The sequence below is a fragment of the Pectobacterium atrosepticum genome (assembly GCF_000740965.1).
GTDB lineage: Bacteria > Pseudomonadota > Gammaproteobacteria > Enterobacterales > Enterobacteriaceae > Pectobacterium > Pectobacterium atrosepticum.
This window is the reverse complement of sequence record NZ_CP009125.1, coordinates 3446737-3460762: the sequence shown is the minus strand read 5'-3', so window position 1 is coordinate 3460762 and position 14026 is coordinate 3446737. Positions and strand designations below refer to the sequence as shown.

Genomic DNA, 14026 nt, shown 5'->3' with positions numbered 1-14026 from the left:
CTTTTAAGCAGTTTATTTTTGATTAATCGATTCATTTTCAATCAATTAAGTAGTGTGCGATTTGATTTTTCGCTATGTAAATAAAACCTGAGCAGTATCGCTATTGCCTTAGGCCATTTCCTAACAATCTGGAGTCACATTATGTCTATTGAAAAAGTATTATACGTTGCTCATGCCCAGGCTACCGGTGGTCGTGATGGTCGTGCGGTGTCTTCCGATAACGCGGTTGATATTAAATTGACAACCCCACGTGAATTGGGCGGCGCAGGCGGTGAGGGAACTAACCCAGAGCAGCTGTTTGCCGCTGGCTATTCTGCCTGTTTCCTCGGTGCGATGAAGTTTGTCGGTGCCCGTGACAAAATCGCTGTACCTGCTGATACCACGGTAAACGGTAGCGTAGGCATCGGTGCCATCCCAACAGGATTTGGTATTGAAGTTGAATTGAAAATTTCCCTGCCAGGCTTGGATCGCGCAGTGGCTGAAGATCTGGTGCAGAAAGCCCATATCGTTTGCCCATATTCTAATGCAACGCGTGGCAACATCGACGTGACCCTGACTGTCGTCTAAGTCCGGCGTGAAGTAAGCGTATTACCGATCGATGAAAACGGTGGCTGCGAAGATTCGCACTGCCGTTTTTTTATTTGTACGATATATCCTGAATGGGCAGTTGGTGCAGGCGTGAATAACGGGCACGAAAATACGAAGGTAATAAACCTTATGAGGAAAAAACGCATATCAAGGGCGGATTAGTTAAGTGCTACTCTTTCTGTTTGATGAGTACGCTGGTAGGAAGCAGTAATTGTTCAGCACGCTGCTGCTGTTTGTCTTGGTGATGACCAAACGCGGTGATGGTGGAGTAAGCAAAACGGCCTAAAAGAATGATGAAGCTGATGAGCAAAACGGCACTAGCTATCCGAGAGCCACTTCGTCGTGGGCGTATCGATAATCGCCGTTTGTGGGTAAGCGTGGACATTACCAGTTAATCCTCTGTGAAAGCGAACATTCGCTGTTGTTTATTTAGGCACAAGCAGTAGGCGAGGTCAATCTGCCGAAGTGAAAAAGATGATGGTTGATCCGGTTTTCGCACGTTCGGTGCAAGGGGAGTGGGATTAGGGACTCGCGCGAAGAGGAAAGGGTATGAGGTGGTGGCAAGGGTGCACCAAAAACCCGCTCAAAAACCAATAAGCGGGTTGTGTGGTGCAAGGGAATTACGCCGTGGTATTGACGTTACGCCCAATCGCCGGATTTGCTGGCAGAGGTGGTAATGCCTTCAAAATACCGGAAACGACAGCTTCTTGATTATCGATTGATTTTTTCACCATCATTGCACTCGCCTCGCTGCTGGTACGCATCGTACTGAGGTCGGCAGCGAATGATGCAATCTGTGATACATCCATTTTACTCTCCTTAATACTGAGTTGGATCCATATCCGGCATGGAAAGGAAGCGTACCTTTCCGCCGAAGTTGCATGATGATATTAGCAAAAACTCTTGCCAACCATCATTTTGGTATCGGCACCATCCCTGTAAACTTTACGCTAATCGCCCCTAACTGGCAGGCCCAATTGCACGTTTTTCCGCCGCTGGACCGTCCTGCGTAGGCTCGGATTATCCACGCAACGTTTTCAGCAATCAGGCTTTTTCTTCTTCAATCACCAGCTTCCAGCCGGTGACGTCCTGCCAATATTCCTGTTCGCGTTCCAAATCTAACTGTACGAGCGTGTTGTTGGTAAAGAAGTCGTGTGAGAACGTCAGCGTCCAATAATTGTCATCGGTATGTAGCTGTAGCGATTCCGGCGTTGTTGTTGCCTGACGCTGGTTGTTCAACAGCGTGGCAAGGCGCAGGAGTTGCACTAGTGGCAAATATTGTTTCTTTTTGAACAGATTTAGCCGTGGTAGTTCTTCCAGCTTGATAGCTTTACGGTGTAGCCGCACGATCATCGACAGCACAAGCTGCTGTTCCTGATTGAAGCCGGGCAGGTTGGTATTTTGCAGAATGTAGGCGGAATGGCGATGCATGCCACTATGATTAATGCCCAATCCGACCTCATGCAGCATGGAAGCCCAGTTTAAGATGGCCTCAAGCTGTGGGTGTACCAGACTAGGATTTTGCTCTGCCCATTGAGCATAAAGCTGTTGCGTGGTTTCTCGTACGCGTCGCGCTTGCTCACGGTCGATATTATAATGGGTCGCCAGGCTCTGCGCAGTACGGATACGAATATCCTGATGGCGGAAACGACCTTCCATTTCGTACAGCACGCCTTCGCGCAATGCACCATCAGACAGGCGTAACTCTTTGATCGCCAGCGCATCGAAAATGCCACAAAGGATAGCCAGACCTGGCACTAACACCGACTGACGGTCTTCGGACAGCCCCGGCAGGCTCAGCGCCTTGAAGTGCTTAAATTGCAAGATTTGCGTGCGTAACATTTCCAGCCGCTCGGGGGTAATCAGGCCGTCTTTTTCCCCCATTTCTACCAGAATTTCATGCGTGGCTTTGATCGTTCCTGACGCACCAAGGGCGAATTTCCAGCCATAGATACGGTATTCCCAGGACAGCGTCTCCAGTTTTTGTGCCGCAGCCAGTCGGGCGCGCTTGAAGTTGGCTTCGCTAATTTCACCATTTGGGAAAAACTGTTGTGCGAAGCTGACGCACCCCATACGACGGCTTTCTACCAGCATCGGCTCGAAATCTTCACCGATAACCAGCTCCGTAGAACCACCGCCGATATCGATGACCAGCTTGCGGCCTTTTTCCGGCTGCGTATGCTCCACACCCATAAAAATCAGGCGGGCTTCTTCATGGCCGGAAATGATCTCTATCGGATAGGGAATGATGTCCGCCGCGCGACGCAAAAATTCCTGCGCGTTCGCAGCCTGACGCAACGCGTGTGTTCCGACGATGGAGACGTTCATTGCCGGGAAACCCTGCAGACGTTCAGCAAACAGTGCCAGACAGCTTAGGCCACGTTGAATGGCTTCTTCACTAAGCATACTTTTGTTGTCTAGTCCGTCGGCCAGATGTACTCGCTGTTTTAAACGCCCCAACACTTGAAGCGCACCGTTTACCACGCGTGCGATCACCATGTGAAAACTATTGGAGCCCAGGTCGATAGCCGCGAATTCTTGCGGTTTCATCTCGATTTCTTCATTGTTCGTTAACGGCATTATTCAGGCTTATCTCCAGGTTGCTCCAACGCCTTGATGTAGTCGTAAATGGCATTTTGCGCGCGTACTTTACGCTTGTTACCGCGTGATACATAGCGGTTGCTCGACTCTTTATCAATGACACGGGCTTTCACCGTATCGCTGAACAGAATATCCAGCGTTTCCAGTACGCGGTTTTTCAAAATGGGATCAAGGATTTCCACTGCGACTTCAATGCGATAATCAATGTTACGTGTCATCCAGTCTGCGGAGGAGAGGTAGACTTTTTTGTCCCCGCCGTTGTTGAAGACATACACCCGATCGTGTTCCAGATAGCGGTCAAGAATACTGATGACCTGAATATTTTCACTGATCCCCGGCAGATTGGGGATCAGTGAACACATACCGCGTACCAGCAGATTAATTTTCACGCCTGCCGAGGAAGCCTGATACAGCTTTTCCGCCAGCCCTTTATCCACCAGATTATTTACCTTAAGCGTAATGCCTGCATCACGATTAGCCAGCGCGTTTTCGATCTCGGTATCGATCAGTTGGTAAAGCTTGTCGCGGGAGTTTTGCGGAGACACCAGCAGGTGCTCGAAACTGACCGGACGGTAGGGGTTTTCAATGAAGTTGAAGACGCGACGGACTTCGTTGGTAATGCGTTCGTCGGCGGTCAGCAGCGAATAGTCGGTATACAGACGGGCCGTTTTTTCGTTGAAGTTACCGGTGCCGATGTGCGCGTAACGCACGATGTTTTCTCCCTCACGGCGGGAGATTAGGAACAGCTTGGCGTGAATTTTCAATCCGGGCACCGAGAAAATTACGTGCACGCCAGCCTCGGTTAGACGCTTGGCCCAGTGAATATTCGCTTCTTCGTCAAAGCGCGCCTGTAACTCTACGACTACCGTGACTTTCTTGCCATTGTGCGCCGCATGAATCATTGAGGTAATGATGCGGGAATCCTTGGCGACGCGGTAAATATTGATTTTGATGGACAGTACATTGGGGTCAAAAGACGCTTGTCGCAGCAACTCCAATACATGCTCGAAGGTGTGATACGGGTAATAGAGTAGAACGTCGCGCTCACGAATCGCATCAAACCCATTGCGAAACCGGTTGAACCCAGTGTGCCGCAGACGGGGCAAGGATTTGTTGACCAGATTGGCGCGTCCGACGTTCGGGAAAGAAATAAAGTCTTTGAAATTATGGTAACGCCCGCCGGGGATGACGGAGTCAAAGGAAGAGATCCCCAGTTTTTCTTGTAGCATCTTGACCATGGCGTCTGGCATATCGCGCTGATACACGAACCTTACCGGCTCGGCGGTTAGGCGCTGCTTAAGGCTAGAGGACATCAGCTCCAACAGGCTAGATTCCATTTCCGTGACCAGATCGTATTCCGCATCGCGTGTCATCTTCATGGAATACGCGTTCAGTGCATCATAATCAAAGAAGCCCTTGAAGATATCATCCAGACAGTAACGCAGGATGTTATCGATGAGGATCATGGTCTTACGACGGCGTGGCGCTTCTGCCGGCAAGTTGACGAAGCGTGGTATTTTATCCGAAGGAATTTCCAACAAGGCGTAACTGATCTCATTGCCACGAATAATTTCGACGGCAAGATAGGTGTAGTTATCCTTAAGGAACTCCACCAAATTGGTCTCGTTAAAGATGAGTATTGGCGTAATGTGCGGGCGCAGATATTGCCGGAAGTATTCCCTCAGCCACTCTTGCTGATTAGGGGAAACCTGACGCTCATTGACCAAAAAAATCTGGTTACGCGCCATCTCCAGCAGCAGTTCGTTGTACAAGCTGTCAAAGAGTTGATCGGTTTTTAGTACGCGAGCCTGAATTCTGCCTAAAAGATGTCGCAGATTGCCGTCGAGACCTTGTTCTTCGTTAATCAGAATGCGTCTCTTCAAATCGGCAAAACGGACTTTATAAAATTCATCAAGGTTGCTGGAGTAAATCCCAAGAAAGCGCATGCGTTCGATTAACGGATTGCTTTTATCTGCTGCTTCCTGAAGTACTCGTTCATTAAAGGATAACCAACTTAATTCTTTCTCTATGTAGAGTTTGTCCTGACCCATTGTCACTCCGCTCAACTCATGTACTGAAGGTTCATCCAATATTCATACCCTTCCGTTGTTGAGATAGGGTACAACAACATTATGGCGTGTTGATGACGATAAAATCTAATTCATAGACAGACTTACCATTGTCATATTATGGGCGTAAAGGCAACATATGCTACCCGCAATACGTTAACAACACGACTCTGGCGGCTTCACTTTAACGGCGAGAACAATGGTAAAAACAGTCAACACATCACAGTATCGAGATCGTCGACGAGCGTGGGTCGATCGATTGACTCACCGCATTGTTGCGGGCAGCGGGCTGCTGGTACTCGCTATGCTGTTGTTAATTTTCTTTTATCTGCTGTATGTCGTGACGCCACTGTTCCTTTCTCCTACCGTTAACGGGCAAAAAACGGTTCAGCGCCACAGTGCAGAACCGTCGCTGGCGCTGGGCCTCAGCGACAATGGGCAAATCGGGTTTCGCATCGATGCCCAAGGCTATGGTGAGTTTATTCCGTTTGTGGAAAATCAGCCCATGTCGCGTATTCAACTGGTTCCCGCGCTGAGTTTACTGGCACAAAGTCAGGGTGAGCGGCAGGTTTATGCCTTGAGCCAGCCTGACGGCCGCCTGCTTTTCGTTCAGCCTAAGCTGTCGCGTACGGAAAACCGTCCTCCTGTCTGGGATTATCCGCTGGGTGAGCAGGCGTATTCGCTTGGGCTACCTGCGCAGCCGTTGCGCCATTTAGCGATAGCATCCGTGAGCGAAAAACGTATCGTTGTGGCTGCGATTGGGCAAGAAAATGCTTTGATTGTTGCCGATGTTGATGAAAGCGGCGTGCGGCAACGGGCTGTGATTACGCTTCCGACGGGTACGATTAACCAACTGCTGCTGACCCCAGACGGGCAGCAAGTGTATTTGCTCAGCGGCAATACCTTAATGTTGTGGCAGGTGGGCGCAAGCGCCTTGACGCTGCGGGAAGAGCGGCAATTGCAACTGGCAGAACCTCTGCATCTGGCGTTGTTGTCCGGTGGGCGATCGTTGTTGGTGCAGGCCGCTGACGGGCGTATTAGCCAATGGTTTGAGGTCCCGAGCGAAAAGGGTGCCAGGCTGACGGAAACGCGTCAGTTTCCGCACGTCGCGGGGGAATCTGTATTGCTGGCAACGGAGGCGCAGCGGCGGGTGTTCGCCACGTTGAACGCACAGGGTGAACTGTCGCTGTTTGCTAGCAAGCAGTCGCATGCGCTGCTGACGCAAACATTACCCGCTCATGCGCTGGGGCTGGCATTTTCACCGCGTGGTTCTGCCATGCTGGTTGAAACCGCGCAAGGTTTGCATCGTTATCAGGTTGATAACCCCTATCCCGACATTGGTTGGCGCGGGTTGTGGCAAAAGCTGTGGTATGAGAACTACCCAGAGCCTGCTTATATCTGGCAATCTACGTCGGCGGATGACAGCTATCAGGCCAAATTCAGCATGATGCCGCTGATGCTGGGCACGATGAAAGCCGCGATTTACGCCATGTTGTTTGCCACGCCGCTGGCGCTGTCTGCCGCGATTTATACCGCCTGCTTTATGTCGCCGACGCTGCGACGCTGGATTAAACCTACGTTGGAGATCATGGGCGCGCTGCCGACTGTCGTTGTCGGCCTGATTGCGGCCATCTGGCTGGCACCGCATTTTGCGACGTATCTATCCGCTATTCTGGTCATGCCGATTTTATGGATGCTGGCTGTGATCGGCTGCGGCTGGCTGATTGAATGCCTGCCGACGCGCTGGTGCGTCCGTTTCCCTGTCGGTTGGGATGCGCTATTCCTTATTCCTGCTATTTTGCTGACATTCGTGGCGGGTTGTTGGATTGCCCCGCTTATCGAAATAGCGGTGTTGGGCCAGCCGCTGTACCAGTGGTTGGGCGATGATTTCGTGCAACGCAATACGCTGGTGGCGGGTGTCGCTCTCGGTTTTGCGCTGATTCCGCTGATTTTTTCGCTGGCGGAAGATGCTCTGTTCAGTGTGCCAACTCGCTTAAGTCAGGGATCGCTGGCGCTGGGGGCGACGGCGTGGCAAACCTTGTGGCGTGTCGTACTGCCGTCTGCTAGCGCCGGGATTTTCGCCGCGCTGATGCTGAGTTTCGGCCGCGCCGTGGGGGAAACCATGATTGTGCTCATGGCGACGGGTAATACGCCGATTATGGATGAGGGTCTGCTTCAGGGCTTGCGTTCGCTGGCGGCGAATATCGCCATTGAAATGCCGGAAGCGGTAACGAACAGCGGCCACTATCGGGTGCTGTTTTTAACGGCGTTAACGCTGTTTGTTTTCACATTCATCGTGAATACGCTGGCTGAAACTATCCGGCAGCGCTTACGCCAACGCTACCGTGATGAAGGAGAAAATGCGTGAAGCGCTGGTTCCGTTCGGGAAGGCCCTGGGTGTGGCTGACGGCATCGTCAATTTCTATTAGCCTGCTGGCAATGCTGACAATTATCGTGCTGCTGGCTGGGCAGGGAATGCGCTATCTCTGGCCGCAGCCCGTCTGGCTGCTGACGCTACAGACTGAACCGGGTATGCAACGTGCACTGGTGGGAGAAATTTATGCAGAGCAGACGCTTTCGCCTCAGCAACTGGAACAGGCCGGTTTAACCTCGCCGTCTAGGGAGTCTGAAACACGCTATTTGATCAAAATTGGCCAACGTGAAATCTACGGGCAGAGCTTTCGCTCCCTGCTGTCGCGCGATATAGCCCGTTTTGATCAGCCCGCCGACATTCTGGTGTTGAAGCGGACGAACAATGGTACGGCCTATGGCTATTTGGCTGGAATGCTGGAAGGTGAGCAGCCGCTGGTAGCGACGGATCTACCTGCAACCTTACAGCACCGCGTCGAGCAGGTGCAGGGATTGCTGGCGAAGACGCAGGCCATCCGCATGGGTGAGATGGCGAAGATCAACCAGCAGTTTGAGACGCTGCGGTTGGAAGAAAAAAAGCGGCAGCAAACCAAAACGCTTGATAATCAGGCGCTGGCGCGTCTTCAGGCTGAGCGTACTGAACTGCAACGCCGTTTCGATGAGCTGTTACGTCAGTTAACTGCACTCAATCTGGACATTAATCGCGATACCGTGCAGCTACGGGATGCGAACGGCAGTGTCCATCTTATCCCGCTCAGGGACATTGAACAGGCCTGGTATCCGAATGCGATGAACCTGTGGGATAAAGTCAGCCACTGGGGCGAGCAGGCGAAATACATGCTGGTGCACTATTCGCCGGACAGCAACAGTGCGGGTCATCTTTTTCCTGCCATTTTTGGCACAGTACTGATGGTGGTGCTGATGTCCATCGTAGTGATGCCGCTGGGAGTGATCGCTGCGGTTTATCTGCATGAATACGCGGGGAAAAACAGTTTAACGCGTTGGGTGCGAATTGCTGTAGTCAACCTGGCTGGGGTACCATCGATTGTTTACGGCGTGTTTGGGTTAGGCTTTTTTGTTTATCTCATCGGTGGCACGCTGGATCAGTTGTTCTATTCTGAAGCGTTGCCGAACCCGACGTTTGGTACGCCGGGGCTGCTGTGGGCGTCACTGACGCTGGCATTGCTGACGCTGCCGGTGGTGATTGTGGCGACGGAAGAAGGGTTGTCACGCATCCCGATGTCCGTTCGTCAGGGTTCACTGGCGCTGGGAGCCACCAAAGCCGAAACGCTGTGGCATGTCGTGTTACCAATGGCAATTCCCGCGATGATGACGGGCCTGATCCTCGCCGTTGCGCGTGCCGCAGGGGAAACTGCGCCGCTAATGTTGGTCGGTGTGGTGAAGTCGGTGCCAGTCTTACCGGTTGATGACATTTTTCCTTATCTGCATCTTGAGCGAAAATTTATGCATCTGGGATTCCAAATCTACGATCTGGCGTTCCAAAGCCCGGATGTGGAAGCCGCAAGGCCGTTGGTGTACATCACCGCGCTGCTACTGGTGTTGATTGTGGTCGGGTTAAACCTTGCGGCGATTGGGATCCGCCATGTTCTGCGTGAGAAATATCGTTCGTTATCACTCTGAAAGTAGGATGAAGTTATGGGATTTATGACACAAAAGGAGATGGCACCGCTGCCTGATGTTCATCAACTGAGTGATGAACAGACGACGTTAACCGTGGAACATCTGAATCTGTACTATGGTAATAAACAGGCATTGAACGATATTTCGATTCGTATTCCGAAGAATCAGGTCACGGCGCTGATCGGCCCATCGGGCTGTGGAAAATCCACCCTGTTACGCTGCTTTAACCGCATGAACGATCTGGTGGATGACTGCCGTACTGAAGGCGATATCAGACTGAACGGTATGCCCATTAACGACCCGCAGTTGGATGTTGCTGTGTTACGTCGTCGGATTGGTATGGTTTTTCAACGCCCGAATCCATTTCCCAAGTCGATTTATGAAAATGTGATTTATGGCCTGAGATTGCAGGGGCTGCGCGATCGTCGCTTACTGGATGATGCCGTTGAGCGTGCGCTGCGGGCGGCGGCGCTGTGGCATGAGGTAAAAGATCGGCTGAGTGACAATGCGCTCACGCTATCTAGCGGACAGCAGCAGCGTTTGGTGATCGCTCGGGCGATCGCCATTGAGCCAGAAGTGCTACTGTTGGACGAACCGACCTCTGCGCTCGATCCGATTTCGACGCTGATTGTTGAGGAACTGATGGGAACGCTAAAGCAGCACTTTACGCTGGTGTTGGTGACGCACAATATGCAGCAGGCGGCTCGTGTGTCGGATTACACCGCGTTTATCAATCAAGGTAAATTAATTGAGTACAACCGCACGGACGATCTGTTTACCTCTCCGACTCAGCGGCGTACAGAGGACTATATCACTGGGCGATTTGGGTGAGTTTTCATCAATCCATCGTATTAAATGACCTAAAAAAATTATGGATACCGTTCATCAATTATCCGTACCATTTGAAAAATTGATGATAAAATGCGCGCAAGTTTTTGACTCTGGCAAGTGGCGGGTAAGATGAAATTCAGTACCATGAACGAAGGCGACATTATTACCGAGCTGTGCCGGAGAATAAAAGACTCCAGAATTCAGCAACGTTTATCGCAGGTCGATCTTGCCGAACTGGCGGGACTGGGGATTGCGACGATCAAGCGTGCTGAAATGGGCGAATCCATTACGCTCAGTAGCCTGCTCTCTATTTTGCGTGGGTTGAACCGTCTGCATCAGATTGAGGGTGTGCTCTTCGACGCTGAAGTAGAGTCCTTCCATGCGCAGATCAGCGGTGAGAAAAAACAGACGCCGCTGCGTATCAGAAAGAAAGCCGCAACGTTTCCTGCCCAAGCGCTCACCAAACATGAAAATATCAAGAAGCCGGCTAACAGTACCGTTGACTGGTACATCGCGGCGGCTGAAAACAATATTGTCTGGTCGCTGCCTGAAAGCGATAAAAAATAAAGGGCTAATGCTAAATCACTCGCATTAACCCCCGATTGTCGCGTTAATCAGCCAGACATTTAACGCGACAGAATCAGTTTTTCATCCGCCATTGATCCCCTAAATAATTCGAGTTGCGTGAAGGCGGCAACCGCGCGAATCCCCAGGAGCTTACACAAGTAAGTGACTGGGGTGAGTAAGGGCAGCCAACGCACAAGCAGCTTGAAGTATGACGGGGATATTATTCGCACAGAACCACTTTGATGGCCAACCCCCCGCGAGACGTTTCTCGGTACTTGGCATTCATGTCTTTGCCGGTTTCATACATGGTTTCAATGACCTTATCCAGCGATACGCGTGGCTCGCTGGTACGGCGCATTGCCATTCTTGCTGCGTTGATCGCCTTCACGGAGGCGATAGCGTTACGTTCAATACACGGCACCTGAACCTGACCCGCTACCGGATCGCACGTCAGCCCGAGATTATGCTCCATGCCAATTTCTGCGGCGATGCACACTTGTTCAGGGTTGGCACCCAGTAACTCAGCTAGACCAGCAGCGGCCATCGAACAGGCAACGCCGACTTCCCCCTGGCAGCCAACTTCGGCACCGGAAATAGAGGCGTTCATTTTGTAAAGTATGCCGACAGCACCGGATGCCAGAAAGTAGCGCAGATACGCTTCTGGGGTAACGGGTTGAACGTAGCGATCGTAATAGGCCAATACGGCGGGAATAATGCCGCACGCGCCGTTAGTCGGCGCTGTGACGACACGCCCGCCCGCTGCATTTTCTTCCGATACGGCCATCGCGAACATGTTAATCCAGTCCATGGCATCCATCGGGTCATTAGAAAAACGATCGTTGATGAACAGCAAGCGATGCAGCGCTGACGCACGGCGCGGAACACGTAATGGGCCGGGCAACACCCCTTCAGTATTCATGCCGCGATGCATGCAGTCCTGCATGGTCTTCCACACGTCGGCAAAATAGAGCTCAAGCGCTTCTCGTCCATGCATCGCGATCTCGTTTTTCAGGACGATGGCGGATAAAGACAAGCAGTGATCGTGACAATGTTGCAGCAACTTCTGGGCAGAAAAGAATGGGTAGGGCGCGCTTTCGTCTGCCAAATTGGGTTTGCCGAAATTTTCCTGATCGACGACGAATCCGCCCCCGATGGAGTAATACGTTTTGCTATAGACCAGCTCTTGTTGGTTGTAGGCGCGAATAGTCATGCCGTTTTCATGCAGCGGCAGGTTTTCCGGTTGGAAACGCAGGGAAGATTCCAGCGGGAAGCTGACCTCATACTGGCCGTTGAGTATCGGTAACCGTTGGGTGTCTTTCACCTGTTGAATAAAGGCCGGAATACTATCGATGTTTACGCTATCTGGCAGGTTACCCGCGAGCCCCATAATGATGGCGATATCGGTGTGGTGCCCTTTTCCCGTTAGAGAGAGCGAACCGTAAATATCAACGACGATACGCGTCACCGATGAGATAAAGGAGAGGTTCACCAGATCGTCAGTGAACATTTTACCCGCTTTCATCGGGCCGACGGTATGGGAACTGGACGGGCCGATACCGATTTTGAAGATATCAAATACGCTGACCATAGCGATTTCCTTGAAAAAAAACGCCGGATACCCGTCATACTTCAAGCCGCATGTGCGTTGGCTTCCTTCACTCACCCCAGTCACTTACTTGAGTAAGCTCCTGGGGATTCGTGTCGTTGCCGCCTGCCTGCAACTCGAATTATCTAGGGTATAGCTAGAGAACAACGTTCCGGCGTTAAATTAGGGTGGGGGGGTTACAGCAGATCGCGCAGGCTGTAAACAATGGCGGAAATAGCGATCAGTCCCATGAGGGTGACAAAGACGTCGCTAATGTGGCCGCTGTATTTTTTCATCGCTGGGACTTTCTGGATGGCGTACATCGGCATCAGGAACAGCAGGCACGCGATAATTGGGCCGCCCAAAGTTTCGATCATACCCAGAATGCTTGGGTTCAGCGTCGCGACAATCCAGGTGGTGATCAGCATGAACAGTGAAGTGATACGGTTCAGTTTGGTGCTGGAGATGGTTTTTCCTCTGCTGCGCAGGGATTTCACGATCATGCCGTTAAAGCCTTCACCCGCACCCAGATAGTGGCCCAGAAAGGATTTAGAGATCGCGATGGTCGCAATTACTGGGGCCAGATAGCCGATTACCGGGCTATTAAAATGGTTCGCCAGATAGGACAGAATAGAAATGTTTTGTGTTTTTGCTTCCATCAGCTCGGTTGGAGAAAGGCTCAGTACGCAGCTGAAAACGAAGAACATCACCGTCAACACCATCATAATGTGGCTGTAAGACAGAATGCGTGAGCATTTCTTCTCTGCATCATCACCATATTCTTTGCGTTTGGCAACGGCGAAAGAGGAGATGATTGACGAGTGGTTGAAGGAGAAAACCATCACCGGAATAGCCAGCCATAATGTCGCCAACAGACCGTTACCCGTTACGCTGGAACTCAGAGAAATGTTTTCAAAAACAGAGGTATTCCAGTTCGGAATTAAATAAAGCGCCAGCAACATCAGTACGGCAACAAAAGGGTAAACCAGAACACTCATTGCTTTAACGATCATCGCTTCACCGAAGCGGACAATAAACATCAACCCGAGGATCAATATTAATGACAGCGCAGCACGCGGCGGAGAAGGTAAATGCAATTGGTGAGTAATAAAGCTATCTACCGTATTGGTGATAGCGACGCTATAAACTAATAGGATCGGATAAATAGCGAAAAAATAAAGCAAAGTGATTAATTTACCCGCACCAACGCCGAAATGTTCTTCAACGACTTCGGTAATATCTTCGCCACCTTTCTTGCCGGATAATACAAAGCGGCATAATGCACGGTGAGAATAATACGTCATCGGAAAGGCAATCAGTGCCATGATAATTAACGGAATTAAACCACCAATGCCAGCATTGATGGGTAAGAATAACACGCCCGCACCGATGGCCGTGCCATAGAGGCCGAGCATCCAGACGGTGTCGCTTTTACGCCATCCTGAAGCCTGTTCTAACACGTGGCTGCTATCTTGAATTGTGCTCATTTACTGGTTTCTCCTCGGTGAACACATTAATACCCATCATACTGGGGTATAAAAATTACAGTATCGGCAACTTGCCGTTACAGAGTTTAAAAAACGAAAAAGACATACTGCTAATTATGTCAACAGGTCAATACTGTTTTGTGGCGGCATTCTATATCGTGGTGGTCAGCGAATAATATCGAGGCGATCACAGAAATGAATTGACGGGGAATATTTTAATAAATTTTCGTGCAAATTAAAATATCAATATTGATACTTTATTTTAAGTATTTCTAACGGCTCGTTAT

The 14026-nt window shown here is 50.8% G+C and carries 11 protein-coding genes; 5 read left to right on the top strand and 6 right to left on the bottom strand.

Annotated features, from left to right (window positions below):
• Nucleotides 1-141 precede the first annotated feature (141 nt).
• Nucleotides 142-567: an organic hydroperoxide resistance protein gene (locus GZ59_RS15310; protein WP_011094689.1), complete on the top strand. Its 426-nt coding sequence runs from the start codon at nt 142-144 to the stop codon at nt 565-567.
• 190 nt (nt 568-757) lie between these two features.
• On the opposite strand, the gene GZ59_RS15305 is transcribed toward GZ59_RS15310, so the two are convergent.
• The 4 genes from GZ59_RS15305 to ppk1 all read right to left on the bottom strand — a co-directional run bounded on the left by GZ59_RS15305 (nt 758) and on the right by ppk1 (nt 5240).
• Nucleotides 758-973, bottom strand: coding sequence for a YfgG family protein (locus GZ59_RS15305; RefSeq protein WP_039292957.1), 216 nt, complete (start codon nt 971-973; stop codon nt 758-760).
• A gap of 235 nt (nt 974-1208) precedes the next feature.
• On the bottom strand, nt 1209-1397 hold the full coding sequence (locus GZ59_RS15300; RefSeq protein ID WP_011094688.1) for a YjfB family protein: 189 nt from the start codon (nt 1395-1397) through the stop codon (nt 1209-1211).
• A gap of 235 nt (nt 1398-1632) precedes the next feature.
• Complete coding sequence (gene ppx, locus GZ59_RS15295) at nt 1633-3168, bottom strand: exopolyphosphatase (RefSeq protein WP_011094687.1); 1536 nt, start codon at nt 3166-3168, stop codon at nt 1633-1635.
• The gene (gene ppk1 / locus GZ59_RS15290) at nt 3168-5240 is read right to left on the bottom strand and encodes a polyphosphate kinase 1 (protein WP_011094686.1); all 2073 of its coding nucleotides are present in this window, start codon (nt 5238-5240) and stop codon (nt 3168-3170) included. Before ppk1 ends, ppx begins: the two co-directional genes overlap by 1 nt.
• A 217-nt stretch (nt 5241-5457) precedes the next feature.
• Here ppk1 and GZ59_RS15285 point away from each other — a divergent pair, with 217 nt between their 5' ends.
• The 4 genes from GZ59_RS15285 (at nt 5458) to GZ59_RS15270 (ending at nt 10667) form a co-directional block, all read left to right on the top strand.
• Nucleotides 5458-7626, top strand: coding sequence for an ABC transporter permease subunit (locus GZ59_RS15285; RefSeq protein WP_039292953.1), 2169 nt, complete (start codon nt 5458-5460; stop codon nt 7624-7626).
• Nucleotides 7623-9269, top strand: coding sequence for a phosphate ABC transporter permease PstA (pstA, locus tag GZ59_RS15280; RefSeq protein ID WP_039292950.1), 1647 nt, complete (start codon nt 7623-7625; stop codon nt 9267-9269). Before GZ59_RS15285 ends, pstA begins: the two co-directional genes overlap by 4 nt.
• Before the next feature lie 15 nt (nt 9270-9284).
• Nucleotides 9285-10100 carry a phosphate ABC transporter ATP-binding protein PstB gene (gene pstB, locus GZ59_RS15275; protein WP_011094683.1) on the top strand — a complete coding sequence of 272 codons (816 nt, stop codon included), beginning with the start codon at nt 9285-9287 and terminating at the stop codon, nt 10098-10100.
• 129 nt (nt 10101-10229) lie between these two features.
• A complete protein-coding gene (locus GZ59_RS15270; RefSeq protein ID WP_039292948.1) occupies nt 10230-10667 on the top strand; it encodes a helix-turn-helix domain-containing protein in 438 nt (145 codons plus the stop codon).
• 220 nt (nt 10668-10887) lie between these two features.
• Here the strand turns inward: GZ59_RS15270 and GZ59_RS15265 are convergent, their stop codons facing one another.
• Both GZ59_RS15265 and GZ59_RS15260 read right to left on the bottom strand, forming a co-directional pair.
• On the bottom strand, nt 10888-12255 hold the full coding sequence (locus GZ59_RS15265; protein WP_011094681.1) for an L-serine ammonia-lyase: 1368 nt from the start codon (nt 12253-12255) through the stop codon (nt 10888-10890).
• Between the two features lie 194 nt (nt 12256-12449).
• Nucleotides 12450-13739, bottom strand: coding sequence for an HAAAP family serine/threonine permease (locus GZ59_RS15260; RefSeq protein WP_039292945.1), 1290 nt, complete (start codon nt 13737-13739; stop codon nt 12450-12452).
• Nucleotides 13740-14026: the final 287 nt, after the last annotated feature.

Coding starts and splice junctions, on each gene's coding strand:
- ppk1 (WP_011094686.1), bottom strand. CDS start 5,240: ATGGGTCAGGACAAACTCTACATAGAGAAAGAATTAAGTTGGTTATCC.
- pstB (WP_011094683.1), top strand. CDS start 9,285: ATGGGATTTATGACACAAAAGGAGATGGCACCGCTGCCTGATGTTCAT.
- GZ59_RS15300 (WP_011094688.1), bottom strand. CDS start 1,397: ATGGATGTATCACAGATTGCATCATTCGCTGCCGACCTCAGTACGATG.
- GZ59_RS15265 (WP_011094681.1), bottom strand. CDS start 12,255: ATGGTCAGCGTATTTGATATCTTCAAAATCGGTATCGGCCCGTCCAGT.
- GZ59_RS15285 (WP_039292953.1), top strand. CDS start 5,458: ATGGTAAAAACAGTCAACACATCACAGTATCGAGATCGTCGACGAGCG.
- GZ59_RS15260 (WP_039292945.1), bottom strand. CDS start 13,739: ATGAGCACAATTCAAGATAGCAGCCACGTGTTAGAACAGGCTTCAGGA.
- GZ59_RS15270 (WP_039292948.1), top strand. CDS start 10,230: ATGAAATTCAGTACCATGAACGAAGGCGACATTATTACCGAGCTGTGC.
- GZ59_RS15310 (WP_011094689.1), top strand. CDS start 142: ATGTCTATTGAAAAAGTATTATACGTTGCTCATGCCCAGGCTACCGGT.
- GZ59_RS15305 (WP_039292957.1), bottom strand. CDS start 973: ATGTCCACGCTTACCCACAAACGGCGATTATCGATACGCCCACGACGA.
- ppx (WP_011094687.1), bottom strand. CDS start 3,168: ATGCCGTTAACGAACAATGAAGAAATCGAGATGAAACCGCAAGAATTC.